Origin of the sequence: Vibrio sp. B172a (assembly GCF_030248355.1) — a bacterium.
GTDB lineage: Bacteria > Pseudomonadota > Gammaproteobacteria > Enterobacterales > Vibrionaceae > Vibrio > Vibrio owensii.
The window spans coordinates 258,762-284,976 of record NZ_JAHGAC010000022.1 but is presented as its reverse complement, the minus strand read 5'-3'; the positions used below and the strand labels follow the sequence as shown (position 1 = coordinate 284,976).

At 45.5% G+C, this 26,215-nt stretch carries 22 protein-coding genes; 6 read left to right on the top strand and 16 right to left on the bottom strand.

The window, feature by feature from the left end; genetic code table 11:
- Positions 1–124 precede the first annotated feature (124 nt).
- The 6 genes from KIT90_RS19970 to KIT90_RS19945 all read right to left on the bottom strand — a co-directional run bounded on the left by KIT90_RS19970 (position 125) and on the right by KIT90_RS19945 (position 9,021).
- Positions 125–3,013: an Ig-like domain-containing protein gene (locus tag KIT90_RS19970; RefSeq protein WP_285378264.1), complete on the bottom strand. Its 2,889-nt coding sequence runs from the start codon at positions 3,011–3,013 to the stop codon at positions 125–127.
- An 830-nt stretch (positions 3,014–3,843) separates the two neighbouring features.
- Positions 3,844–4,704 (bottom strand): hypothetical protein, encoded by an 861-nt coding sequence (locus tag KIT90_RS19965; protein ID WP_285378263.1) that lies wholly within the window; start codon positions 4,702–4,704, stop codon positions 3,844–3,846.
- 123 nt (positions 4,705–4,827) lie between these two features.
- A complete protein-coding gene (locus KIT90_RS19960; protein WP_285378262.1) occupies positions 4,828–5,706 on the bottom strand; it encodes a helix-turn-helix domain-containing protein in 879 nt (292 codons plus the stop codon).
- A gap of 241 nt (positions 5,707–5,947) precedes the next feature.
- Positions 5,948–7,267: a murein DD-endopeptidase MepM gene (mepM, locus tag KIT90_RS19955; protein WP_285378261.1), complete on the bottom strand. Its 1,320-nt coding sequence runs from the start codon at positions 7,265–7,267 to the stop codon at positions 5,948–5,950.
- Between the two features lie 226 nt (positions 7,268–7,493).
- Positions 7,494–8,042, bottom strand: a complete 549-nt coding sequence (locus KIT90_RS19950) for an AAA family ATPase (protein WP_285378260.1) — start codon at positions 8,040–8,042, stop codon at positions 7,494–7,496.
- Positions 8,043–8,085: 43 nt separating this feature from the next.
- Positions 8,086–9,021 carry a LysR family transcriptional regulator gene (locus tag KIT90_RS19945; RefSeq protein ID WP_285378259.1) on the bottom strand — a complete coding sequence of 312 codons (936 nt, stop codon included), beginning with the start codon at positions 9,019–9,021 and terminating at the stop codon, positions 8,086–8,088.
- A gap of 135 nt (positions 9,022–9,156) precedes the next feature.
- Here KIT90_RS19945 and KIT90_RS19940 point away from each other — a divergent pair, with 135 nt between their 5' ends.
- The 3 genes from KIT90_RS19940 (at position 9,157) to KIT90_RS19930 (ending at position 13,283) form a co-directional block, all read left to right on the top strand.
- A complete protein-coding gene (locus KIT90_RS19940) occupies positions 9,157–10,245 on the top strand; it encodes a DUF1254 domain-containing protein (RefSeq protein WP_285378258.1) in 1,089 nt (362 codons plus the stop codon).
- Positions 10,246–10,956: 711 nt separating this feature from the next.
- Positions 10,957–12,288 carry a cytochrome ubiquinol oxidase subunit I gene (locus KIT90_RS19935; protein WP_285378257.1) on the top strand — a complete coding sequence of 444 codons (1,332 nt, stop codon included), beginning with the start codon at positions 10,957–10,959 and terminating at the stop codon, positions 12,286–12,288.
- Positions 12,289–12,290: 2 nt separating this feature from the next.
- On the top strand, positions 12,291–13,283 hold the full coding sequence (locus tag KIT90_RS19930; RefSeq protein WP_285378256.1) for a cytochrome d ubiquinol oxidase subunit II: 993 nt from the start codon (positions 12,291–12,293) through the stop codon (positions 13,281–13,283).
- Between the two features lie 74 nt (positions 13,284–13,357).
- On the opposite strand, the gene mnhG is transcribed toward KIT90_RS19930, so the two are convergent.
- The 8 genes from mnhG to KIT90_RS19890 all read right to left on the bottom strand — a co-directional run bounded on the left by mnhG (position 13,358) and on the right by KIT90_RS19890 (position 20,438).
- Positions 13,358–13,657, bottom strand: coding sequence for a monovalent cation/H(+) antiporter subunit G (mnhG, locus tag KIT90_RS19925; protein ID WP_285378255.1), 300 nt, complete (start codon positions 13,655–13,657; stop codon positions 13,358–13,360).
- Positions 13,657–13,917: a cation:proton antiporter gene (locus KIT90_RS19920; RefSeq protein ID WP_009699163.1), complete on the bottom strand. Its 261-nt coding sequence runs from the start codon at positions 13,915–13,917 to the stop codon at positions 13,657–13,659. The genes mnhG and KIT90_RS19920 overlap by 1 nt, the downstream gene beginning before the upstream one ends.
- A gap of 28 nt (positions 13,918–13,945) precedes the next feature.
- Positions 13,946–14,422 carry a Na+/H+ antiporter subunit E gene (locus KIT90_RS19915; RefSeq protein WP_285378253.1) on the bottom strand — a complete coding sequence of 159 codons (477 nt, stop codon included), beginning with the start codon at positions 14,420–14,422 and terminating at the stop codon, positions 13,946–13,948.
- Positions 14,419–15,972 (bottom strand): proton-conducting transporter membrane subunit, encoded by a 1,554-nt coding sequence (locus KIT90_RS19910; protein WP_285378251.1) that lies wholly within the window; start codon positions 15,970–15,972, stop codon positions 14,419–14,421. The genes KIT90_RS19915 and KIT90_RS19910 overlap by 4 nt, the downstream gene beginning before the upstream one ends.
- Complete coding sequence (locus tag KIT90_RS19905) at positions 15,969–16,322, bottom strand: Na+/H+ antiporter subunit C (protein ID WP_285378249.1); 354 nt, start codon at positions 16,320–16,322, stop codon at positions 15,969–15,971. Before KIT90_RS19905 ends, KIT90_RS19910 begins: the two co-directional genes overlap by 4 nt.
- Complete coding sequence (mbhE, locus tag KIT90_RS19900; RefSeq protein WP_285378305.1) at positions 16,322–18,928, bottom strand: hydrogen gas-evolving membrane-bound hydrogenase subunit E; 2,607 nt, start codon at positions 18,926–18,928, stop codon at positions 16,322–16,324. The genes KIT90_RS19905 and mbhE overlap by 1 nt, the downstream gene beginning before the upstream one ends.
- Before the next feature lie 299 nt (positions 18,929–19,227).
- The gene (locus KIT90_RS19895; protein WP_114320712.1) at positions 19,228–19,419 is read right to left on the bottom strand and encodes a hypothetical protein; all 192 of its coding nucleotides are present in this window, start codon (positions 19,417–19,419) and stop codon (positions 19,228–19,230) included.
- Between the two features lie 83 nt (positions 19,420–19,502).
- Complete coding sequence (locus KIT90_RS19890; protein WP_005443034.1) at positions 19,503–20,438, bottom strand: universal stress protein; 936 nt, start codon at positions 20,436–20,438, stop codon at positions 19,503–19,505.
- A 498-nt stretch (positions 20,439–20,936) separates the two neighbouring features.
- Between KIT90_RS19890 and KIT90_RS19885 the strand changes: the two genes are divergently transcribed.
- From KIT90_RS19885 to KIT90_RS19875, 3 genes are all read left to right on the top strand, one after another.
- Positions 20,937–21,500, top strand: a complete 564-nt coding sequence (locus KIT90_RS19885; RefSeq protein WP_039839501.1) for a carboxymuconolactone decarboxylase family protein — start codon at positions 20,937–20,939, stop codon at positions 21,498–21,500.
- A gap of 127 nt (positions 21,501–21,627) precedes the next feature.
- On the top strand, positions 21,628–22,326 hold the full coding sequence (locus KIT90_RS19880) for an IclR family transcriptional regulator (RefSeq protein ID WP_041053224.1): 699 nt from the start codon (positions 21,628–21,630) through the stop codon (positions 22,324–22,326).
- A gap of 147 nt (positions 22,327–22,473) precedes the next feature.
- Positions 22,474–23,166, top strand: coding sequence for an SDR family oxidoreductase (locus tag KIT90_RS19875; protein WP_285378245.1), 693 nt, complete (start codon positions 22,474–22,476; stop codon positions 23,164–23,166).
- A 212-nt stretch (positions 23,167–23,378) separates the two neighbouring features.
- Here KIT90_RS19875 and KIT90_RS19870 read toward each other — a convergent pair whose 3' ends face one another.
- Together KIT90_RS19870 and KIT90_RS19865 are read right to left on the bottom strand one after the other, a co-directional pair.
- Positions 23,379–24,428: a carbohydrate porin gene (locus KIT90_RS19870; protein ID WP_373417705.1), complete on the bottom strand. Its 1,050-nt coding sequence runs from the start codon at positions 24,426–24,428 to the stop codon at positions 23,379–23,381.
- 330 nt (positions 24,429–24,758) lie between these two features.
- A complete protein-coding gene (locus KIT90_RS19865; RefSeq protein ID WP_041053228.1) occupies positions 24,759–26,009 on the bottom strand; it encodes an aromatic amino acid transporter in 1,251 nt (416 codons plus the stop codon).
- Positions 26,010–26,215 lie beyond the last annotated feature (206 nt).

Below are 26,215 nucleotides of genomic sequence, written 5' to 3'. Positions count from 1 at the left end.
ATTTCAATTGGAATTTGCATGAGAATACGGCGAGCGAGAAGCGTTCCCATGATGAAGATTGAAGAAATAACGGAAGGCATGAGAGCCTTCCGTCGTTCAAGTAGATTACAAGATGAGGTGAGTACTACTTGCTTACACTGATCATGTCGTTAAAGTAGTCAACTTGCTCTGCCATGCTCAAACCTTGGTTGTTTGAACCTAGCGTCCACATAAAGAAACCACCGTAACCGTTATCTTTCTGCCACTTAGCACGGTCTAGGTTGTTTTGACGCGTTTCTACAAAGTTGCCACCTGGCGCCCATTGGCTGTTGATCGTGTTACCTAAAACAATCTTCGACTTGTCTCCAATATATTCAGCATAGTTCGCCATCGCGACGTCGTAGAGGAAGTTTCGACCTGCGTCATATGTCATTACGTTGAAGAAATCGAAGTCGTTCTTGGTTGCTTTCAGCAAATCGATAACTTCACCGTGGTGAGATGAACGGCCTGATGGTTCAATGTAAGAGCAATTTTCGAACACACTCGCATCCATACACTCAACTGGGTCTGCACCTACGTGGTAAGTCGTCAGAGACAGCACTTTCGTATTGCCTACTTTCTCACGGATCAGTTTGATCAGAGCAGTCAGATCTTGGTTCTCTTTATCCGTAATTCGAGCGGCTTTCTCGAAGTCAAAATCTAGACCGTCAATGTGTACGTAGCCTGCTAGCTGGTATTTACTGTAATCACAGCTACCATCAGGTTTTGATGCAAGACATTCACCTTCCATCTCTTCTGGTGTCAGATTCTTTTTGTACACAGGGAATGGCGTATGTACCAAATCAACCAATCCAGTTGCGACCGCTTCACGGCTTTGTGGCGTACTGATCGCTGACCAAATGCTTTCGTACGTTTGACCACCGAACGCCACCATCATAGTTACGTTTTCATTGTCATGCTTAAGTGTTGACCAAGCTAGGTACTGCGTTGGCATCCAATCCGGATTGTAATCAGGTGGCGTTAGCATGCCATCGGAGATCGTAATGTTACCGCTCGCGTCCCACTTACCAAATGACAAGAGGTAACCATCACCCTCTGAGTTGAACAACTGCTCGTAGTCATTCAAACCCCAAGATGTTAGGTAACTGATCGAGCGATCTGGGTTATCGACTAAACCACCGCCGCCAGTGCTTTCTTTCACCGTAATGTTAGACGTTGCCGAAGTTTGCTCTTGGCTTGCTGTGTTTACTGCTTTGGCTGTGATCGCGTAAGCGCCCTTCTGTGCACCTAGCCATTCGTATTCGTATGGCGCTTCAGTGTCTTTGAATAGCTCATTACCATTTGCGATAAAGCTTACTGAAGTAATATCCCCTTGGTAGCTCTTCGCGTCTGCTTTGATTGAAATCGCACGGCCTTCAAAGTAGCTCGAACCATCAACAGGAGAAGACAGCGAAACTACCAAATCTTTATCGGTGATCGCCAGAGAAATTGGTGCCGCTTCTGCACTTGCGCCTTGGTCATCGTAAGCAACGACGGTTAGCGTGTATTGGCCTTCGTCTTGTGCAGGAACTGTAATGGTGTAGGTATCGCCTTGTGATGGAGTGCTTGATGTTGCCACCACTTGACCATTCAACTGAACGTCAACGCGAGCAACTTCAGTATCGTCAGTCGCATCGACAATCACATCGAACGCTTGGTTTGGTGCAATTTTTTGTCCATCTTGAGGGGATTGAACATCCACCACTGGAACTGGGTTAGGATCACATTGCCCTACTTCGTCCCACGCGTCTTTCCACGCATCTGGATAATCTGGGTGGCCTGTCCCCGGCGTCCAAACTGGGTTTCCACACCAACCTGCTACGGTACATGAATAGATGTTGCCGATATTGGTAACTTCATCACCCACCTTGTATGGCACGCCATCTTCATATTGAGGAACATCGCCACAACTGGTGCTCGTGTCCGTCACAGTAATGGTTAGGCTCTTGCGAGTAACATGTTGTTCGTCATCTTGAGCTTCTGCGCGAAGCGTTGCTGAACCCGCTGTTTGTGCAGTCCAATCACAAGAGAAATCTTGTGTCGTTTTCGCGTCTAACTGACATACTTCAGCATCGTTAGCAAAGAACTTAACCGTCGCTAAGTCATCATCCGCATCGGTAACATTAGCTGAGATCGAAATCGTGTCACCTTTTTGGTGAGAAGAGCCTGAATCTGGCGAGATAAACTCAATCACAGGAGGGTTCGGCGCGGTAGATTCTGATTCCACCGTGACTTGTACCGATTGATCAGTCAGCTTTTCGCCACTTTCGTTGAACGCCATGACAGCAATTGAAGCGGCGCCAATTTCCGCTGGTAGCCAAGCTTGTTGATACTCGGTCGTTCCTTCTACTACAGGTTGCTCTGCCAGCTTGGTATTGTTGACCCAGAACTCTAGCTTACTTGCACCTTCACCCTCTACGCTCGTGATGATGTCTACATTCGAGCCAGTGTAAACAACAGAGTATTGTGCCGGCGCTAAGATATCCAACGAGAACTCTGGTGGAGGAACAACTTCACCATCGACTTTCACCACCACGGAATCTTCAAACGCATTGAGATCCTTCAGTTCGCCGCCAAAAGAGATGGTTAACGCTGCCGACTCACCAGATGCCAGCTCACTGTCTACCCAAGATCCTGCTGGGAATTTGAGTGTTACAGCGTTCAACACGCCGTCAGCTTGTGTTGTATGAGCGATCTCCCATGATGGGTATGAAAGGTGATTTGATGCCCAACCAATGTCGTTAATTGCGACAGGCAGTACGAACTCAATCACCGCCTCACGCATGTCTGCGCTGTCTGAGCCAGTGTTTTTGATGTCTAACTTATAGGTGCTCCAGTATTCGCTTTCTGATTGTGCAACCGCATCGGTGCTGAATTCCGCCGCCATGGCTTGGGAGATCGGATTCAACAATAAACCAGAACAAAGCATTGTTAACCCTAACGTGCGATAACCAATGGAGTTTGTCTGCGTAGCACTGCTCTTTCTTAGATACATAATTAAGTCCTTAGTCTTATATTAATTATTTAGGTACTGCACAAAAGACCTGCAATTAACGGTTCAATTATTTTTTGCAAGCACACTTAATTTATAAATAAAAATAACCAAGGCAAAAATTCGTTCTTACTTCTGGGATAAATATCAAACTTTATCTTTCATAGCGAATAACCACCCCATTTTATAAAGCTAATTATTATATCAATCAGGTTTAAATTCATGTTAAAGAATAAACTTAATTAGCTTATTTTAATTTAATTCATAGTAGCTTTTTCACAATCAAAAGAAAGGCGTTATTTTGAGAAAATAGACAGCAACTTTTAGAGTTCTAACAGCAAGTTAGCAACAAAAGCCTCGTTTCACATTCAACAAAAATAACTCACACCGAGTTAAATAAAACCGTAAAAACATTAACTTAACTGACTTTGTTGTAGTATTTTTCTTACAACAAATAAGTAAGAAGTATAATTCATCCAATTTAATAGTCAGCACAAATAGAAAGATAACAAAGGCGAAGAAAATCAAATAAATCGATTTTCAAAATATTATTTGGAATTAAAGTCACACATTTTTCACGCGCTACAACAAAAAAACGAAAGAGAAAAAATAGAGTCTTAATTCTATTCATGTTTCATAAATACCTTAATAATCCAGTTATCACTTAATGTCTTTAATTTCTGTACAAATAAAAACCAAAGTTAAGCTGTTTTTATTTTACACCTGTATCACATTGATTTATTTTCGAACTATTATTGGGTATGTAACTCGCTTAAACGAAAAAAGAGAGCCCACAATGTGACTCTCTTTTTCGTGCATATTGTCGTTAGATGTTATTTAAAGCCGAACTTGCCATTGCCGTTCTTCCACTCTGACTTCGGTGGAATCGCTTCAATCGTGTCCCAATGCTCTACAATTTTGCCATTGTCGACACGGAATAAGTCATAGAACGCGACATGTTGGTTCATGAACTGACCTTCACTCACTGATAACACGAAGTTCCCTTCACCGATAATCAAGTGGTTCTTGCTGTATACCATCGGCATGCCCGCTTCCGCTAATTGCTTGAGTGCAACGCCTAAACCACTCAAACCGTCGGCCACCGCAACGTTGTGTTGGATGTAGTCACTATCTTTCTCACCGATGAACTTACTGATCTGAGACATATCCCCTTTCATCAGAATGGTTTGTACAAAATCAGAAACGATCGCTTTGTTCTCGTCCGTTTTGTTTACATCTGTAATTTCTGTTGCACCGTCAAATTGAGTGCGACCACTTGGATTAGGTTTCGCTACGTCTTGTAAGTTATCCCAATGCTCGACGATCAAACCATCTTCAAAACGGAAAATATCAAAGCCCGCTTTCGGTCCGAAAAAGTCGTATTCCGTGTGCAATGCCACGTATTCGCCATCTTGAATGGTACGAATCACTTTCGCTTTAGCAATGCCCTCTGGCAGCATCTTCATTACTTCGCCAAAGCCCGCTAAACCATCTGCAACCGCAAGATTATGCTGAATGTACTTGTTTGGGTTTATGTATGAAATCGCGTTTTGGTCGCCAGTTTCGATGCTTGAGATAACCGCGACGGCTTTATCACGATTCGACAATTCATCGGCATTTACAGCGAAAGAAGCACTAGCAAAAACGGTGGATGCGATAACAGAGCTAGCGAAAAAGCGAGTCAATTTGTTCATATTATTTTCCTCTTGTTGGCTTGAGAACAATAATAGGAATGAATCAAAGACTCGTCTGTGTGGATGTGCGTCGGAAAATGGTCAATATCGAACATGAACACAAAAAGGTGTTCATACTCAACATCATAACTGTGGTTCGGCGTATTGCTTCTGGAATTGGCTTGGTGTCATATCGGTTTGATTTTTAAAGTATCTAACAAAATTACTCGCATCTTCAAAACCAAAGTCAAAAGCTAACTGTTGCGTCGTAACGTTACTCACCACCAAGCGGCGCTTAATCTCTATTGTGACAAACGCGTCGATCATTTGTTTCGCGGTTAAGTTCGTTGCCAGCTTGCAAATAACATTTAACGTTTTGTACGTTGATCCCATCTGCCCCGCATACCAGTTAGCATCACGGATATGTTCATAATTCGCCTGGAGCAAATCAAAGAAACGTGCAAGCTTGTAGCTCTGCTCTTTGGTTAACTTATCGTGCCTCTCTTCAGGTCTTAGGCGATGCAGCATTAGAGCGAAAGAAGAGAAAAGATACATGACGATCAATGGGTCGGAATGCTGACTTTCAATTTCCTTGATAACCTCGCCAATAAGCAGTTTGGCACTCTGGCAGGTGGCTTCGTCTAAGCTCAATAGTGGCGAACGAGCTTGGTTTAAATGCGTTGGAGTGTAGTTAGGTAAACGCATGTTGGCATGCACTTGGTCTAAAAACGCTTGGGTGAAAATGATCACTTTGCCAGAGGGTTTGTTGGACAAATCGAAAGCTTGCACCTGCTCGCGACGAACAAAGAGGATGCTGCCAGATTCAAACGGATACTGCTTAAAATCCACCATGTGCACGCCGCTGCCTTTTTCGATGTAAACCATCATAAAGAAGGTAATGCGATGCGTTTTTTGAGGTGAGTGGCTTTTGTACTCTTGGCCATGCAAGCTTTCTAGATCGAAGATTTCAATCTCTGCTTGATTCGATTTTTTATGGTCAAAGCCTACGGTTGGTATTTGCATTCACCCTCCACTCGTTACTACTTGTATTTTGGTCAATTTCAGCAGGAATGCGAATCGAACTGTATCACATCGCGCAACCAAGGTAGCGTTTGAGGTGGTGAATGTCTGTCTATTCTCTCTAAACCAACATGCTGCTTAAAATAAGCCAGTTCATAAAACAACATGGTCCATAAAACACATGGCTCTTAAAACACAAAGGCAAGCCGAAGCCTGCCTTTGTTCATTTAACTATGCAAAGAGTCTAAGACATCTTTTTACCCTTGTTCGCTTTTGCGTTGCTTGCATTTTGCTCGGTAGCAACCATGTCATCAAACTCAGAAACTCGTGCTAGGAACGCAGGTTTGTCTTTGTTTGGAATCGAACTCGCCAACGGCAAATCGGCGGTCATCGAATCCACAGCACGGTTGCGCACCAGTACTTCGAAGTGCAAGTGTGGGCCTGTTAGACGACCTGTCGCACCCGAAAGCGCAATCTTTTGTCCACGCTTAACATGATCGCCTTTCTTGACTAAGAAACGGCTCAAGTGCAGATAACGAGTTTTGTACACACTGTTGTGCTCAATCACCAAGTATTTGCCTGCGTAAGGGTGGTTACGAACAGCAATCACTTTGCCATCACCCGTTGAGTAAACTGGCGAACCCACAGGCGTCGCGAAATCGGTACCATTATGCGGTTGAATGCGGCCTGTTACAGGGTGTCTTCGGTTCGGGTTAAACGGAGACGTAATACGTCGGAATTGTTTGTCGATTGGATAGCGGTTAAAGGCTTGTTCTAAGCTGTTTCCATCACGGTCATAAAAGCGACCATCTTCAGCCAAAAACGCTTCTACGTCTTTACCACGCATCTTGATAGCAATGCCCTGCACTTCGGTATTGCCGGTTAAATGGTCATCAACGTACTGACGACGTACCAGCACATGAAAGCTATCACCAGCACGCAGCTCGCGGGCAAAATTCACTTTGTCACGAAGTACACGCGTAATGTTGGCAATCTGGGTAGTAGTTAATCCTTGTCGGTGCGCAGAAGATGAGAAACTGCCGTTGATTTCACCGGAATACATTTCTTCGCGCCATTCACCCGGCTCTTCAACAAAGTCATAAGCGAATGTGCCATCGTCGTTCTGCGTGTAAATCGAACGTTCGACAAGGCTTTCGTGGAAGATCACTTGTTGCAGCGTCTTGGTGTCTCTATCTACCACAAACTCAAGGTGGTCACCTGGTTTTATGGTATCCAGTTTCAAGGAGGTTAAATCGGCTTCAAGAAGCTTTTGCGTGGTTTCGTATGGGACGCCCCATGAGGAGAAGATCGTGCTGAGTGTGTCACCTACTTTAACGAAGTAGTGAATACGTGCAATGTTGTCGTGATCTTGTGTTGCCAGTTCGGCGTTTGGTGCCGTGTCGTCTGTCTGAGCCTCGTGTACGTGAGCGCTCTCTAGCTCGGAATAAGGCGTGACCTTAATGGTGATTTCTTCTGGTTTCGTTTCTGCTTGATAGGTGAGATAGGCTGCAAGAGAGAATGCGGTAGCAGCGACAGCAATGAGTGAATAACGAACAAACTTCATAGTACTTGGGATAATCGGAAACAGTAATTGTTATGTTATAACATCTGAATCTCAAAATTTAAACATTGCGTATTTGAGAACTTTGTTTCTAAGCTTTTCTAGTCTCGCTAAGCGCCTATTTTGCTTAAATAAACCTTACTGTAAAAAAGGGTAGATTCCTCTTACCCTCTATATGATTGCGTGATCCCGGTTTAGTTCACTCTACCACTCGCAACTTCTATGAATTCTATATCAACGGCCGATCTTTTAAGCGTTCGAGAATAAAATCCACGCGTTGTTCGATACTCATCGTCGGCACTTCTATCAACTCATAACCATATTGATGATATGCCTCTATCATGGCTTGATAAGTCCTTACGGCTTCCGCAAAGTCTTGTTTTCGTTCTTCATCATTAGCAAAAATGGCTTCCCAAGGCGGAAAGATAAAGACAGGGTTGGCGTAACGTATACGCTGACACGCATCCATTAATGCTTGTAGAATGGGTAAGTTTTCTAATTGGCTATAACCGTATGAATCCACAATACAGCGGTCAAAGAAGACAAGCTCATTGAGTTCTTCGAAGGCTTGATGGTGTTTTTTCTCTTCACGTACCATCTCATCACGAAAGGCTGTTTTGTCTTTCCACGGTAAAGCATCACCATCCAGAGCAACTTGCTGTTTAATCACTTTGCGCCCCACTTCTGGCGCGCAAGCGTAACCAAGCTCAATCAGCTTTTCTATTACAGAGGTTTTGCCCGCACCTGGGCCACCTGTAAATACGATTAGTTTGTTCATGTAGACCTCGATTGTTGAAGCGTAATGTTCGCCTTCCGCCCTTTTATGTCGGTCGTTGGTTATTCTCGAATCGGTGTTGTAGAAGAAGTTTTATCTCTGAAAGAAGCCAGTTAATCAAAGGGGTATCTTGAGTTTGATAGAGGTAATAGGCGTACACATCCATATTTTGCTTGGGTAAGCCTGTGCTGGAAGTAACGTTAGGATGAATAGCGACGATATCGTCTGGAAGTGTCGTCATGACACTGGCGACTGGGAAGAAGGCATCAGAATGTCGGATGGCATTAAAGTTAACCTCCGGCGAATCCGATTTCAACAAAATATCCGGAACATGACCGGCTTTTAACATGGTCTGTTCTGCCGTTTCGTGTCTTGTTTGCCAATCCGGGGTACGAATCAACACCATTGGATACTTGGCTAAATCATGAATGGTGACAACATCAAGTTGAGTGAGCGGATGCCCTTGCCTGACACAAAACATAAAGTGGTTCTTGGGCATCAACTCTTGTTTGATCTGTTTGGAATACCCTTCTGGACCGTAATCCAAAGCGACGTGGATTTTTCGAGATAGCAAAGCCGATTCTACTTGTGAACGCCAATCCATAATTTCAAATCTTGCGTTTGGAGCTTTCTCTCGCAAGGTGGAGAACAGATCCACACCAATTGCATTCGTCAGTGCATTGGTCAAACTGATGGAGACTTTTCCTTGGTATTTAGAAGGATCAAATGCCGCTTCAAAAGCTAACAGTCCATCAATCTGCTCGACCAATTCAGGAAGACGGCGCTCTAATTCGTAACAACGCTCTGTCGGTACTAATCCGTAACGCTCGCGCACGAACAATGCGTCATCAAAAGTTTCCCTTAATCGGCTGAGCGCGTGGCTTACCGCCGATTGACTAAGGTTCAAACGTTCTGCCGCTTGCCTAGTATTTCTGGTTTCGAGCAGCACTCGCAATACTTTGAGTAGGTTGTAATCAAACATGCGCCATCTCTTTCATCACTCTTTGTGTTAGATATTAATACAGTTAATTTCTAACATTCAACAGCTTCACTTCTGAACATATCTTGTTCTGCCTAATATGGGGTCAACGCTTCCTTAATCCTGAAAGGTCCTATTATGAAAAAGACGTCATTAGCACTGACCATGGCTCTGATTTCTTCGGCTGCTTTTGCTGCTGAATTGCCAACGACACAACAAGTGATCGACAGCATCGACTCCTCTAACTGGGCAGTAAATCCGCTTGATTACGGCATGACAGCAATGGAATACCAGCGCAAAGAAGCCGATTTGTTCGCACAAAAGATGCTAAGCCGTGGTGAGTTGAACCAGTTCATCCACTTCCCTGGCCTATCTCAAGCGGGTGATACTTGGGTAGTAACGCCGAATGTCGACAACGTCTATTCCCTTGCGGTTATTGATGCGCGTAAAGGCTTCAAGATTGAAATCCCAGACATGGGTGACCGTTTTGTCTCCCTTCACATCCAAGACCAAAACCATACTTTTGTTCAGTACACTTGGACACCGGGTGTGTATGAATACAAAGCGGGTGATATTGAGACCGACTACGTGTTTATTGGCGTTCGTGTAGGGACAGACGCAACAGCCGATGACTTGGCGTACATCAAGAACGAAATTCAACCCAAGATGAAGATTGAGTCAAACTCAGCCGTTCCATATGCCACTGACACCAAAGAGGAAGACATCGCTGAGCTGCGTTCTGCCCTACTCAAAGAATGGGGCAAGTTGCCTGACATGTACGACACGGTGCAATTCGATATTCATGATGTTTCTAATTGGGAGAAATGGACCTACACCATTGCTGGTTCTTGGGGTTTGAGCCCTGAATCGACGGCGATGTATGCTTCTTGGGCGCCTGAAAACACCAAGGCGAATGAATGTTACACCGCAACGTTTGATCATGTTCCGGCGAAAGCCTTCAGCTCGCTAACCATGTACAACTCAGACAACTACTTGATGACAAACGACCACAATATTGTGAGCACAAACCGTAAAGACTTTAAGAGTAATGAAGACGGCAGCTTTACGATCATATTTGGTGGGGAACAATGTCATGCCATCGCTGACGAAAAAGGCGTGAACTACGCGAAAACACCAGTAGATGGATGGCGTGCTCAGCTTCGAGCTTACGTGCCAGATGTAGAGAAGATGAAACACTACCAGTTACCAAAACTCGAAAAGCTGTAGTGAAAACGCTCTAGACAATTTCAATTAATAGTTTTTAAGGACAAGTTAACGCTTGTCCTTTTTTGTTGTTTGTCTTCTCTTGTTGCTTGTCCCTTCTTTTTAGGGCAAGACAAATAATGGGTCAATCGCTGAGCACTTTCACGTTGGAACTAAAATATGCACTTAAGTGCATTATTTAGCCATTAATTAATGGAGAATTAAACGTAGTCACAAAAGAATGGAATGGTTGGCGAAAACGCTAACGTTCTACTCGATTGTTGTGTTTTTCAAGATCTCCGAGTGATTAGCCAAGCACTCTTATGTATCTAGCAGTCATTGACTCGCGCGGATGACTCCAAGTCCGCGCCGTTTTTTGTCTGACAAACCAAAATCGGACATCCAAAGCAACAAACGCAAATATCCTTACTAAAAACACTGTTTCTGTAATTTTATTTCAGAATTATCGAAACCATCATAAGGATAATTCGAACTAATCTTAATTCATGCAACTTCAGTTACATTTGCTTTCTTTTACTCACTTCTCGCGACTATTAGCGGCATTTTGAGACAATTTCCCACACTCCTTTCTTTGTCTTAGTTGATATAAATCATGGTTAGAAGAAAACAGAATCACCTGTATTTCTCGATACATGAATCCAAACTGCCCGATTTTTCGTAACTAAATTACAGATAGACACGATTTTTAGCACGGCACGTTTTTGAGGAACCAAGATGTTAGATACCCTCATGCTGTCGCGGATCCAGTTCGCGGCCAATATCAGCTTTCATATTCTCTTCCCGACCATCACCATCGCGTTGGCGTGGATGTTGGTGTTTTTCAAGTGGCGATATAACCGCACACAAGCTCCCGTATGGCTCGATGTTTATTACTTCTGGGTCAAGATATTCGCTCTTACTTTCGCCTTAGGTGTGGTATCCGGCATTACGATGAGTTTCCAGTTTGGTACTAACTGGCCAGGCTTTATGGAGCGAGTCGGGAACGTTGCAGGACCATTGCTCGGATACGAAGTGATGACCGCCTTCTTTATGGAAGCCACTTTCCTTGGCGTGATGCTTTTTGGGCGAGGACGAGTACCGGAATGGGTCCATACTCTCGCTACTGTTCTGGTTGCTGTTGGGACAAGTATGTCCGCATTTTGGATTCTGGTGCTTAACAGCTGGATGCACACACCAAGCGGATATGAAGTGATTGACGGAATAGTACATGTAACCAGTTGGAAGGAAGTTATTTTCAATCCTTCTTTACCTTACCGTCTTCTGCACACGCTATTGGCATCGGCGCTGACTGCCAGCTTCTTGATTGCGGGTATTTCGGCTTATCAAATAATGAAAAAGCCAGATCATCGCTCAGCCAAACTTGGCCTAAAAGTCGCGTTGTTCGCGGCGGCTGGATTTATCCCGGTACAAATCTTTGTCGGTGACCTGCACGGGTTAAACACGCTTGAACATCAACCTGCAAAAATCGCAGCGATGGAAGGCGTGTGGGAGACCGAGCAAGGCGCGCCTCTTCTTCTGTTTGCGATGCCAAATGAAGAAACTCGCAGCAATGATTTTGAAGTGGGCATTCCGAAGTTGGCGAGTTTGATTCTTACGCATGACTTAGACGGGGAAATCCAAGGACTTAACGAATTTGTACCTGATCACCCGCCAGTGAAGCCCTTGTTTTTTGGTTTCCGCGTGATGGTTGGTGTTGGTGTCCTTATGCTGCTGGTTAGCTGGTACGGCGCGGTGAAGCTAGCACGCAAAAAAGCGTTACCTAAACCTTACCTGTACACGGTATTGGCCATGACGTTCTCTGGTTGGATAGCCACACTTGCGGGTTGGTATGTTACTGAGATTGGCCGACAGCCTTGGTTAGTCAACGGTGTATTGCGTACATCAGAAGCCGTCACCACGGTTGCGAGCAGTAGTGTGATGACTTCGCTCATTATGTACTTAGCCATTTACGCGGCATTGCTGGTTGCGTACATCCATACCCTGTTCTATTTGGCGCGCAAAGACGTTGCAGCCCATGAAGTCCCACTGACACAACAAGAGGCCTAATCATGCTCGACTATCTACCAGAAATTTATCTTCTGCTGCTTGGCTTCTCGGTCTTTATGTATGCCGTGCTCGACGGCTACGACCTTGGCGTCGGTATCCTATTGCCAAGTGATAATGAAGCGCAACGTGACCGAATGATAGCGTCTATCGGCCCTTTCTGGGACGCGAACGAAACGTGGTTGGTGTTAGCCGTCGGTATTCTGCTGATTGCCTTTCCTACTGCACATAGCTTGATTTTGACGGAACTTTACATGCCTACTGCCATCATGCTTATCGCACTGATCATGCGTGGCGTGGCGTTCGACTTCCGCGCCAAAGCGAACTCGGATCATAAGCCTCATTGGGATTGGTGCTTCAGAATTGGCTCGTTAATCACCGCGCTAACCCAAGGCTTCATGGTGGGTCGTTACATCATGGGATTTGAGCAATCAACCGAAGCATTTGGCTTTGCATGGTTAAGCGCCCTTTGTGTAACGGCGGCGTACGTCTACATCGGTGGCGCATGGTTGGTATTGAAAACGGAAGGTGATTTGCAAATACGCTCGGCGCGTTGGTCTCGCCGTGCTGGTTGGTTAGCGGCGTTGGGTATCTTGGTAGTGAGCGTTGTAAACCCGATTGTAAATCAACAAGTGGCCCTGCGTTGGTTCAGCTTCCCAGAAGTCTTGTTGCTTGCCCCAGTCCCATTGATTGTGTTGGCGACCATCTTCCTCGTTGATCGCTATTTGCGTCAGGTTCCAATGGTGAATGATCTGGGTGTGCGTTGGCCTTTCTTTGGTGTCACCGTCATTTTCGCGTTGAGCTTTCTCGGTCTTGCGTATAGCTTCTTCCCAGAAGTTGTGCCGGGATTAATGACCGCACAAGAAGCCGCCTCCTCGCCTGCGACGTTAATGATTGTAGGCTACGGCGTAATGATCGTTATGCCGATGATTTTGCTTTACACCTTTATGGTGTATCGAATCTTCAAAGGCAAAGCGACCGAGCTTAGCTACAAGTAGATAAGACAATTACCTACATAGAAACGCCGCTGATTTAGCGGCGTTTTTGTTTCTACTCACAAGTCACATAAGCCCTATTTCTTGTTGTTTCTCCAGATTTGATACCCACTTTCTTGCGTCGCCTTACCCAGTAAGTGTGCCGCTACCGGGGCGGTAATAAAGATAAACAACATAGTGCCAATCACTCGTGAAATTACCGTGATATCCGGTATCGCAATCGCCACCGCCAATAACAACGAAGCTAAGCCCACCGTGCCAGCTTTGGTTGCAGCGTGCATTCGCGTGTAAAGATCAGGCATTCGCAAGATCCCAAGACTCGCGATGAGCGTAAACAAGGTTCCGAGACAGAGTAAAACCCCTACAATAATGTCCATTACACCTCTCCTTTTCTTTTGAAGATCAGCCTTGCAAATGCAATCGTCCCGAGGAAGGCCACTAGACCGAGCGTGATAGCAATATCCAATAAGGATTGTTGTCCACTATCTAAGGTATAAACGGCAATAAAGCCCACTGTTACAAATGAAATCAGATCAAGCGCTATCACTCTATCGGCCAAGGTTGGACCAAGAACCAAACGAATGAATGCCATCACAACACTGAGCAACAAACCAATATAAGCGAACGTGATGCTCATCTGTAACCAACTACCTACCTGTAATCCATCAGCCACGCGTCACCTCCAAAATCCGTTTTTCTAAACCGTCTTTGATCTCTCGAATAACCTTTTCGTGCTCGGGTGCAAACATCGCGTGCACCACCATGTGCTTCTTATCTGGTGTGACATCTAGGCTCAAGCTTCCTGGAGTAAGTGAAACCATGTTAGCGAGCAAGGAGATCTCTAAATCTGACTCAACATCTAACGGCACATAAACAATATCTGGGTCACTCAAATGGGTTGGCGTGACCACATCCCAGACAACTCTGGCTACGGATATCACCATCTCATAACAGAAGAAAAGAAACAGGCCGACCAAAGCACGGAAGCGTCGGAAGTAACTGGTTTTCAACCCAAACGGTTGGCTAAGTCGCAATGCCAAAAAGCCGGCCACAAAACCAAGAATGAAGTTCGTGCCTGTATAGTTGCCGTTCAACAACATCCAAGCCAGAGCGAGAAACAAATTCAAAAACAGATAAATCATTGGTTCCCTCCCGATGTATTCAATACCACGCGTTCAGCTATCTCGCTGTCAGTTATTGCACTCTCTCCAAGAACTGCTTTTACGTAAGCTTGAGGTTCAATCAACTGCTCTGCGGCGAGTTCTGCAAATTGGTAAAAAGGCTCAGCGGCCAAACCAATAATCAGACTTAACGTGGTCAACGTGGCTATTGGCACGCAATACAATCCTTTTGTGTACTTGTTCATTGGCTGAGCTTTGAGTGTTTGTAGAGGCTTTTTCCAAAATACTTCGTTCCAGATCTTGGTCATCGAGAACACCGTTAACAGACCCACTAACAGCGCTGCCCCAGCAAGCCAATACAACTCGGTTTGCAAGCTAGATTTGATGACAAGGAACTTGCCCCAGAAGCCCGACAAAGGTGGAAACCCCGCTAAAGAGAAGGCAGGAATGAGAAACAAGAAAGCGAGCCAAGGCATGGCTTTGTATACGCCGCCCAATTGTCCCAGGTTGCCCGAGCCATATTTACTCTCGATAAAGCCGCCAATCAGGAATAAATTTGCTTTCACTATGATGTGGTGCACGATGTAGAAAATCGCGCCCGCAATGGCAAGCGGCGTGTAGATCGCCAATCCCATGATCATGTAACCAATCTGGCTGATGATATGGAAAGAGAGAATCTTTTTAATGTCGTACTGGCTCGCTGCCCCCAATACGCCAGTTAACATCGTAAGCCCTGCCACCCACATCAAAGTCGGCTGCCAACCGCTTTCTGATAACGGGAAAATCAAGGTGAACACTCGGATTAATGCGTACACCCCGACCTTGGTGAGCAACGCAGCGAATAGTGCGACAACCGCGCTCGGCAACGTATGGTAAGAAGCAGGCAGCCAAGCAAAAACAGGAAACAATGCCGCTTTAATTGCAAACGCGAATAGGAACAGTACCGCGAGCAAGGTTTTGGTGTCTGACGGAATCAGTGCAGCTTTGGCGTGTAAATCCGCGAGGTTCAAAGTCCCTGTTGCACCATAGAGTAAGCCAATCGCGAGCAAGAAGACCAAGGTCGAAATTAGATTGAGCATCACGTACTTCACTGCTCCATCCACTTGATGCTTTGACCCGTCCAAGATCATCAAGCCAAACGATGCTATCAACATCACCTCGAACCACACGTAGAGGTTGAAAATGTCGCCAGTAAGAAACGCGCCATACACGCCGGCCAACAAGACATGCATCAGCGCATGAAACGTGCCGTAAGACGCCTTTTCTTGCAGGTCGCCCATGGCGTAGAACACGCTCACGACACCAATAATGGCCGTCACCATCACCATGGCGACGGCAAGATAATCCGCCACAAAAACAATGCCGAATGGTGCCGCCCATTGACCAAAGGCTACTGCTTGTGGTCCACCGTTGATCACATCGTGCGTCAACAATGCTGCAATCACCAAGGTTGCCAGTGCACTTGTGCCACTTATCGCATCCACCAGCGCTTTGCTAAGCTTCGCGCAGAAGATGGCGACAGCGGTAAGAAGCGAAATAACTACGGGTAACGTTAACCAAATCGTCGTCATTCATCCTCCTCAGAGCGTCGCATCGCATCCACATCGGCCGAGCCCTCTTCGGAATATGCGCGGTAAAACAGCATTAATGCGAACACCAACAAGCCAAAGCCAATCACAATGGCAGTCAGAATTAAGGCTTGAGGAAGCGGGTTTGCCGCACCTTCTGGTGGCAACACTGAATTCGCCTCAATCAATGGCGGTAGTCCGGGAGTTAAACGTCCGGCAGTGAAAATCGCGATGTTCACCGCACTGCTCAACAAGATCAAACCGAATAGTAAGCGTAAGATGTGTCGTTCAAGCATGAGATAGACACCAGCAGTGACAAACACACCGACCACGAGACTCCATAGTATTTCCATCAGTCCAACTCCTCATTCACGCGCAGCAACATCCCCATGACACCACCAATAATGGCGAGGTAGATGCCGACATCGAATATCAACGGTGTGCCAAGTGGCAGAATGTCTTTCCACCACAAACCCGTTAAAAACGGCAAATTGAAGGCAAAGCTCATTAGGCCAGCCACAAAGCTTAAGAAGATGCCAAACAGAGCAATGCTAAATGGTGCGTAATATAAGCGGTCACGCACATACTTTGGCGATTCCGCAAACATCAGTAGCGCAAAACCAATCACAGCGATCAGCGCACCAATAAAGCCGCCACCCGGCTCGTTGTGACCTCGTAATAAAAGGTAAAGTGAGAACACCAACATCAGCGCTGCAACGATGTGTGCGGTAGTCGCAAAGATAAGGGAACGGATGCGGTTGCGTTTGTGATAGTGCGTTTTCAACAAGCTAACCGCAGCGATACCCGCCATTACGACCACAATCACCTCGCCTAACGTATCGAAGGCTCGGAAATCGACCAAAATCACGTTGACGATGTTGCGTCCATGCCCACCGGGAACGCTATTCTCTGCGAAGAAATTAGCCAGAGTAGAATCTAAAGGTTGTGCGGTGATGTTTATCAACAACGCCGTTACCGACATACCAATCACACCTGCTATCGCCCCATGCAGTAATCTTCGACGTACAGAATGTTGCGGCACCGTCAATAAACCTGGGATGTGGCGTATCAAGAGCACCACAAATACAACCATCAAGGTTTCAACCAACAATAAGGTTTTCGCGACATCTGGTGCGCTGTAAAGCATAAAGACTAAAGTGGTCATAAAGCCCACCACGCTAAGGGCAGAGACCGCCAGCAAACGAGACGTGGTAAAGGTGCAGACTAAGGCAGCACCAATGAGTAGCAGTGCAATGCTGATCTCGTAGAAACTAATGTTTGCTAATGCAGCAAAGCGAGCTTGTGGGATCACTAACGGGCTACTCAACAGCAATCCAGCCAGCACGATAAAGAACAACAACACATAATGGCTTAAGCGCTTTTGCTGCAATAACTGCGTTTGCCATTTCGCCAAACGCATCATGCTAGCCATGATTTTGTCGAAAACGGATTCTGCCGTTGGCAACACAGGCATCTTACGCTGCCAGCTAACCAACAGCCGCGGGTAAATTCGATACAAAACAAAGCCGAGTAACAAAGTTAATGCGCTGAGCGCCAACGGCAGATTCACTCCCTGCCACAGCTTAGCTGCCTCTGGTTCGGAGTCAGGCAAGCTCGACAAAACACCCGGAACAACCACATTGTTGTTGATCCACCCTAAGCCAAATAACGGCGCAAACACACTGGCTATAGCAAGCAGCATTGCAGGCATCCATAACCCTTTACTGGCTTCCACTTTCTTAGCTGGCGTTGGATTACCTTCATACGTCGCGAAGAAAGGTTTAACGATCAGCGCCAACGCCAATGCCACCATAGTGACGTTAACTAGAAGGAATATCGTAGTTAGGCTGACACTCACTTCCAGACCGGATTTGTACATGTACTCTTTGCTTAAGAAGCCGAGTAGCGGTGGTACACCTGATTTAGACAAGGCAGCAAGGATTGCGGCTATAACACTGAGTACAAGGACTGCTTTCAAACCATGAAGCATGCGAATATCACGCGTTCCCGTCGCTTTATCGATATTGCCCACCACCATAAACAGCGCTGCTTTGTAGAACGAGTGCGCCAAGATAAACAACAGCGCGGCCATCATTGCTAACTCAGTACCCATGCCAATCAATAGCACCAATTTACCTAAGGCGACGTTCGTGCTGTATGCCAGCATTAGCTTCAGATCGGTTTGTTTAAGTGCTAGCAGCGCGCACCATATCGCGGTAAAACCGCCAAAAATACCGAGCGTGTAAAACCAAATCTCGCTGTGTGAATAGATAGGTGACACACGGGCAAGCAAGTACACCCCAGCCTTCACCATAGTGGCAGAATGAAGATAGGCACTCACTGGCGTTGGCGCTGCCATGGCATTGGGTAACCAGAAGTGGAATGGAAACTGCGCCGATTTAGTAAACGCACCGAGTAAGATCAGAATCAACGAAGGCAAAAACCATTCATGTTGTGCAATCAGCGCACTTTGCGCGACGATGGAACTTATCTCATAACTGCCAGCCATTTCACCCAGCAGTATCAAACCAGCTAATAACGCTAAGCCACCAGCGCCAGTGACAATAAGTGATTGCAATGCATTCTTGCGGGATTTGTCTTTCTCATGATTAAAGCCAATCAAAAGATACGATGTGATGGTGGTGAGCTCCCAAAACACAAAAAGGAGCAGGATATTGTCGCTCGTGACAACTCCGAGCATGGCTAACATGAACAGTGTTAAATACAGATGGAAAGAGAATCGAGACGAATGCCCCTTCAGGTAAGCCAGTGCGTAAATCTGGATAAGCGCACCGATACCGCTGATCAAACATGCAAATAGGAAAGACAAGCCATCCAACTTGAAGCTCAGGTTTACATCTAAACCCGGAACCCAAGCCGCTTGCCAACTTACGCCTCCCGGCTCATACCAACTAATGAGCGAGACGAAAATGACCATTGGCAGCAAAGGAAAGATCATAAGAATCAACGAACGATCTTTTGAGCCTTGTGTGTTTTTATTCCCTATTACGCTATTCAATATCGCCATCCATTTCGTTAGGTTCACACTTGGATGGTGACTCATAGAATCAACGGAAAGACCGCCCTCTCCTGATACTTCAGGCTTCAACCACAATTGTCGATTTGGGTGTTAGAAAGGCAATCCGAGCAAGACAGGTGAACGGATTATCTAGAATGCGAAGGCTTTGAAGCAGACCGCTGAAAACTTAAGTCACGATCATCCATTTCAATATAGACTTATATTCTCAATGGTTCGAGCTACTTGCTGTCGGGGACGACGTAGGAACGCAAGTCGCTAAAGGTGTTGGCTTGGTTTAGTACGTAAGCCGACTCTTCATGCACAAAGTTAAGTGCATCGTAAGAACAGTCGCCGATTTCGTTTCTCGGACACACATGAATGCTCGAGCGTTCAACCATTTCAGTTTGGCAAATAGGACACAGTTTTTTCATACCATCCTCCATTGAGAAGTCATCAGTCTGTCGTGATCGTGCTTACCTCAGCGTTTCTCCTTTCAATATTCGCGAATGACTGGTTATTTAATTGGGGATACAAAACCCTCTGGCTTCATCGCCACCAAAGAGCAATTGATAGATTGCAGAATGTTCTCGGCCGTATTACCGATCACAAACCCTGAAATACCGGTTCGAGCTAAGGTGCCCATGACCAAAACATCGATTTCGGTTTCATCGACACACTCTGGAATTTGGTCATCTGGTTTACCATGCAGATGATGAATCACCATCTCACCAGAGATACCGGAGTCCTCGATCAAACGTTGAAGTGCTTGTTCGTGATTTGCTTTCGCCCGAGACACTTCATTGGCCAGCTGCGCCTCTTCTACTTGGATCCAGACATGGTTATCTAGATAGTTCTCCAAGTAGTGCTCCCAGCAAGAGATAATGTGCAATCGGCTGTCGCACGTGTCTGCAATCGAGCGAGACAGTTCCAACAATCGGCGCGAAAGCGCTTGTTGCTCGTCGCTGACCGTCATCGGATCCACGGCAACGGCAATACGTCGTTTATCTCTTGGTTTAGAAATTGGTCGGTGAAGCCATACCGGACAAGGACACTTGCGCAATAGCGTCATGTCTATCGCTTTAAAACCTTCAGCTCCTTCACTGAGCGGCTCAGCCTCTTTAATGATCAGGTCATTATGATTGGTAATGGCTTGTTGGATGATGCAAACCGCTGGTTGCTCACTGCTTTGTACTCGCAGCGGAAACGGCACTTGCTCTTCAGTAATGTCGTGTTGTTCACGTAACTTTTTCACGCTCTGCTGAAGCGAATCGTGTAAAGATTGCTCGTAGCTTTGTTGATACTGAGCGAGATCGGTAGGAAAGTCTGGACAGGCAATTAAACCTGATACCGGAACGCGATTGTTGGCCGCAATTCTGATCGCTTGACCCAGTGCGTCACTGTGCCCTGGCAGTCCTTGCGTAGCAAAAAGTATGTTCTCGAATCGTCTCATACACACCCCCTTAATTGACTAAATATTAACCAAGTTAAACGGCCTTGTTCTAGCACGTAATTGTAACTACTCATTAGGTGAATGATATTTGTTCTCACTCAGTTATTTACGTGACAAATCACCGCAAATACGTGCAAAAATCCCCCCTCTCCGGCCGTGATATGTAACAAATTACGTCAATATTGATTGGAAGTTTTCGTCCAGACCTCCAACATCCCTTCTCATGTTTGCATCTTACACTATGCTTATTCTGGCCAATTTAAAGCCCGCCTTAGATAAAAGGCAAATCCAGATTTTAAAAATTTAATCATGTTAATTAATAACTTAGCAAACAACTCTAAGCTTCAAAGCAAGTTTAAAACCAGGTTACTAAAAGTTAACTAATTGATATTAAGATCTAGGTCACCATAATAAACCACATAACGCAGTTCGATTTAGCGAACGCGCTTACATTCAATGTCAGGCACACAGTGCAAAAATCTCACGGAGAGAAAACTCATGACTGAATTCACTTACTACACAGCTGAAACGGCACCCGAAGAATCAAAAGCATTAGTTGAACAATCGCTAAAAGGTTTTGGTATGTTGCCTAACCTTCATGCGGTTCTCGCAGAAGCACCTGCTACGTACGAGGCTTACAACAAAACGTTTGAACTCTTCATGAAAAACACCACACTCAGTCCGCTTGAACAACAAGTGGTGTTTATGACCTCTAACTTCGAAAACAAGTGTCATTACTGCATTCCTGGTCACACATGGATGATGAAAGCCGGCAAAATGCCAGACGAAGTGATTGAAGCGTTACGTGAAGGCACACCAATTCCAGACGCAAAATTACAAGCCTTGCATGATTTCACTAAAGAGTTACTTGATAACCGCGGTCATATCGGTGACGACAGACTACAAGCGTTCTTGGATGCTGGTTTCACGCAGCGCCAAGCGTTAGAGGTATTGACCGGATTGGCGGCGAAACTGATTTCTAACTTCACCAATGCGCTAGCGCATACTCAACCAGACAAGCCATTCGAGAAATTCGCTTGGACACACCCTAGCGAACGTTAATCACCAAAGTTTCTAATACCTACAAGCCCGGCGATGGACAGATCGTTGGGCTTTTCTAATTCAACAAGAGAAGCTATTCTCAGGCTTTGTTCCTTCACATTTCTCACACCGTTACCCGAGTAAAAACGTGTCCAAAGAACCCAAAAGAATTCAATCCGTTGAACGAAGCTTTACCATTCTAGAAGCGCTTTCTTTACATAATGCGCCTATGTCATTACAGCAAGTCAGTGAAGCTGTCGCGCTTAATAAAACCACGGTGCACGGTTTACTCGCGACCATGAGTGAGTTGGGATACGTTTCTCGAGTAAAACAGGGCTACACATTGGGACTGCGATTTCGTGATCTCTCCAAGCCACTTGAACAAAAGGACGAATCGATTCGTCGGCACTTTGCTTCTCTTTTGAAAAAGATGGCTCAGTTGACAGATAACACCGCCTATCTTGCTGTTCAAAGTGGCGCGCAAGAATACCTTTATCTGGATGCCATTGAACGAGATAACCCACTAACGATCCGCAGCCCACGCGGCAAACGTGAGGGCTTAACGACCTCTGCAATCGGCAAAGTCTTTTTGGCTTTTGATGAGGAACTCAGACGACGTTTGCGCTTGCAAGACCAACTTTCCCCGTCGTTAGAGAAAGAATTAAGCGTGGTTGCCGACAATGGTTATGCGTTGGACTTGGAAGAAGCGGAACCGAACTTAAACTGCCTTGCCATCCCGCTCTATCTTGAGGGAGAGCTCGTTGCAGTCGCAGGTGTCAGCGGTCATGCAAAAGAGCTAAACCAGCAGCGCTTAATTCATTTTGCGTCTGTCTTTTTGAAACGCTAACACGCCTCCTATTCTTGGGAAAATAACCACTTAGCTTATTGAATTCGACATTATCGAATCTTGCTAAGTTTGTTCCCTTTCTAGCGCATTTTGTTCCGGTTCACTCTTAAACTCACCACATACTCAATGAATGTTTAGGAGTTCCCTATGTCTACTGTTTTAATCACTGGTGCAAATCGTGGTCTTGGTTTGGAGTTTGTTCGTCAATACGCAAACAAAGGTTGGCATGTGCTAGCCGCCTGTCGCGCGCCAGAATCAGCAAATACACTGAATGAACTAGCAAAAAATAACGAAAGCATTGAGCTATTAAAGCTCGATGTAACCAAAGAATCCGACATCAATGGGCTAGCAGATAGTCTGAATGGCCGCCCTATCGACCACTTGCTCCTAAATGCAGGCGTGCTTGGTGACGATTGCGCGAAACTCGGTGAAATGACACAAGCTAAATGGTTAGAAGTGCTAACCATCAATACCGTTGCTCCTGCTCTACTTATCCAAGCGTTACAAGACAACGTTGCAGCTAGCAAACTCAAAACCATCGTCGGCATCTCGACTCGCGTAGCAAGCCTTGGTGATAACAGCTCAGGCAATATGTACAGCTACCGTACGTCTAAAGCGGCACTGAACCAAATTCTGGTATCAGCAGCGCAAAACCTACGCGAGAAAGAAGTGAAAACATTGGCGATTCATCCTGGCTGGGTACAAACCGATATGGGTGGCAAAGACGCGACCTTTACCGCCGAGCAAAGTGTGTCTGGCATTATTAATGTTGCGTCAAACTTAACACTAGAAGAATCTGGCAGCTTCCGAGTATTCGATGGCTCAAGCATTGAGTGGTAATCGATACACAGAAGCCAACCAGTTTCTTTTCTCATGGCACATTAATTAGCCATTATTTAGTTGAGACTTTAAGACCAAACGAGAGAATGAAGGCGCTAACAACACGTTAGTTCTCCAATCCAATTAGCTACACACTCCTTTGTATCTTGTGGTCTTTGACACGCGCGGCCGTCGCCGCGCATTTTTTTACTCAAATGCTCAACGACGCGAGATTAAAACGTTAGTCTTGCTCTAAGGCCAAAGATCAACGCATTTTCCTCGCTTGGATTCCACGCTAAATCACTGACGTACTGAAGATTAGGAGTCAAGGACAGTGCGCCAAATTGCATTCGGTAGTAGACTTCTGCGTTGACTATCTCGTCGATCTCCATCGGTAAGTTCGGCTTAGCCCATCCCACGGCCATGCCCAAAGTATTGCCTTCAAAGCCTAAGTATCCGGTTCCGAACGTGAACGATGATTCGTACAGTGATTCGTCGCCGTGTGAGACACCCGCTCTGACAAATGGCATCCAATCACCCATAAGGTAGGTTGCAGAAACATTCACACCATAGTTTTCCGTTTCTTGTTCCTGTTTTCCATCACTGTGCCATAAGGTCATGTGGATGTTCTGAACATAGAAAGCATCTTTCGCCCCTATCCAACCAATTTCCAAAGACTTAAAGTACTGGTTATCACGCACGATCTGGCTCAACCCGTCAAACGGCTCCGTTGAATCGGCGAGCGCATCCGAAAAGCTCACTAAGCCATAAAAATTATCCGAAGTAATATGCCTTAGAGTGAAACCTAAAGTGGACTCATCCGGAATTGGGATAGTACCAACGCCGGTGCTGAATTGGAGATTTGAAAAGCCAGCATAAGGATTACCAAGCGCGTAAGTATCGACATAATCTGTACTGTCGAGGAAACCGACCATCAGTTCGGTATTTTGTTGGTTGAACTCTTGTCGCCAGTACAAATTAGTTAATCGAAGACCAATGTCGCTGAATGCAGGTTGAATGATGCCGTAGCCGCCTAAATTATCGAATATGTACATCAGCGGTACATCATTAGTTAAACGATGTTTGTGATCGACTCGAAGCTGGACTTGCCCAACATTGCCACTCTGATCTTCAAACGCTGTCCAGTTTGCGGTAACACGACCGATACCAGAAACCGCATAGTCATCTTTGCCTTCCATCGCGGCACCCGAGCCAAGACCGAAAAGAAAGTAGTCTCCGTTAATTTTCAAATTGCCGTCGACATATGCTGCACTCACAGGCACCGAACTTAACAAAACACCTAATAATCCAGTGTATTGTAAAGCGCTTATTTGTTTTTTTGATTTTCTGCTCGAGTGATTATTCTTCGTGTAATTAATTGTCATTTTTAACGTCCTTTAATTGTTTCTATCGTTATTGCTTGACGAAATACTTAAATAAAAAATCATTCTTCAATGAGAAATTCACCGACTACGCATTTAAGTGGGACATTGAAATTTAGATAGAGATATCCGCACCTTAATGAAAACATCAGGAGTCATTTCAATCCGTAAAACGAATTCAGGTCATATTAGTTGGCTTTTATATTCGAGCATTCGCCATGAATATTGGATTTATCCCGTGAACATGGGGATAACATCAAGTAATGTCAGCAGGTGGATGACCATGACCGCGATACCAAAAAGCAAAGAAGCCCACAGCACAGCACTTCCGCCCTTTACCGTAAAAGTAGGCTCTGCACTCTTATCGTTAGAGTCTTCGCTGTTGTCGTCTGCTTTTCGCTGAGCTCTCAGTTTGGCAACCAGAGCCGCTGGAATAATACAGGCCCAGATTGCCGCAGCGAACGCTGCATAGCCGATGGCAATAAGAAACCCAAACGGGAATAGCAAAGAGAGAACCAGTGGAGGGATAAAGGTTACGCACCAAGTTTTGGTTCTACCTTCTTTGGTGTCATCAAATTTGAATAGGTCGGCAAGGAAATCAAACACACCAAGTCCTACTCCAATAAAGCTTGATAAAATAGCAGCGACAGAGAAGGCACTGATGACTTGTGAGATAAACGTCACTTCAATCACTTTGCTCAGCTGATTCAAGAGCGCATCTGCATTGCCACCCGCTTCAATGACATGGCTGAATTCACCACGAGGTAAGTTACCGTATATTGAGAGCAGCCAAGCGCTATAAACCACAAACGCAATCACCGTTCCGCCAATCAACGCCTTACCCGCTTTACGTTCGCTTTGGTAGTAGTCTCGCAAGGAAGACACCGAGTGATGATAACCAAACGAAGCAAGCGCAATTGGCAACATAGGCGCCACGTAAAGCACGTAGTTCGCGCCCTCGTCACCGGAATTCAACAATACGGACAGGTCGATTTGGCTTGCTAATCCTGAGATCCCAAACACAAACGAGATAACCATGAAAAGGATCAACAATACTGAAATTCGGTCCACCCAACGCGTTGAATGCCAAACGAAAAAAGAAAACACCATCACATACAACAATGAGGTCACTTTGGCATTGACTGAAAACATATCCGCCAATACCAACCCAGCAGAGGTAATGTAGGCGTACAACAGGATACCGCCAACAAAATACACCGCTAAGTTATTGATGATACTGATAGGTTTACCTAACACGGTTTCAGTTACCGTGCTGAACGATGCTTTGTAAGGAAAGGAAGAGTACGCTTCAAGCAGAAGCCAACCGGAGAACGTCATGATGATCATAGTGCCGAATAGAATCAGCAACGCCCACCATGTCCATGCGCCTGATGCTGCGGTAGGCAAGCCAAGCATACCAGCACCAACACAAACGCACGCAATAATACAAGCACCACCATAAACAGAGGGAGACTTATTCATACTGATGCTCCTTAATATGGTCTACACACATCTGACCCAGCGGATCAATTCGTGCTTCTGCACAATAACTCCATTTCTTCCAATATAGTGTTTTATCTTTTGGTGTTAATAATTCAACATTGTTTATATTTATCATTACTTTTCCCTTTTTATTTTGCACTATTATATTTAAACGAAAAAATCAAATAGCCCTCCTATTATTGATG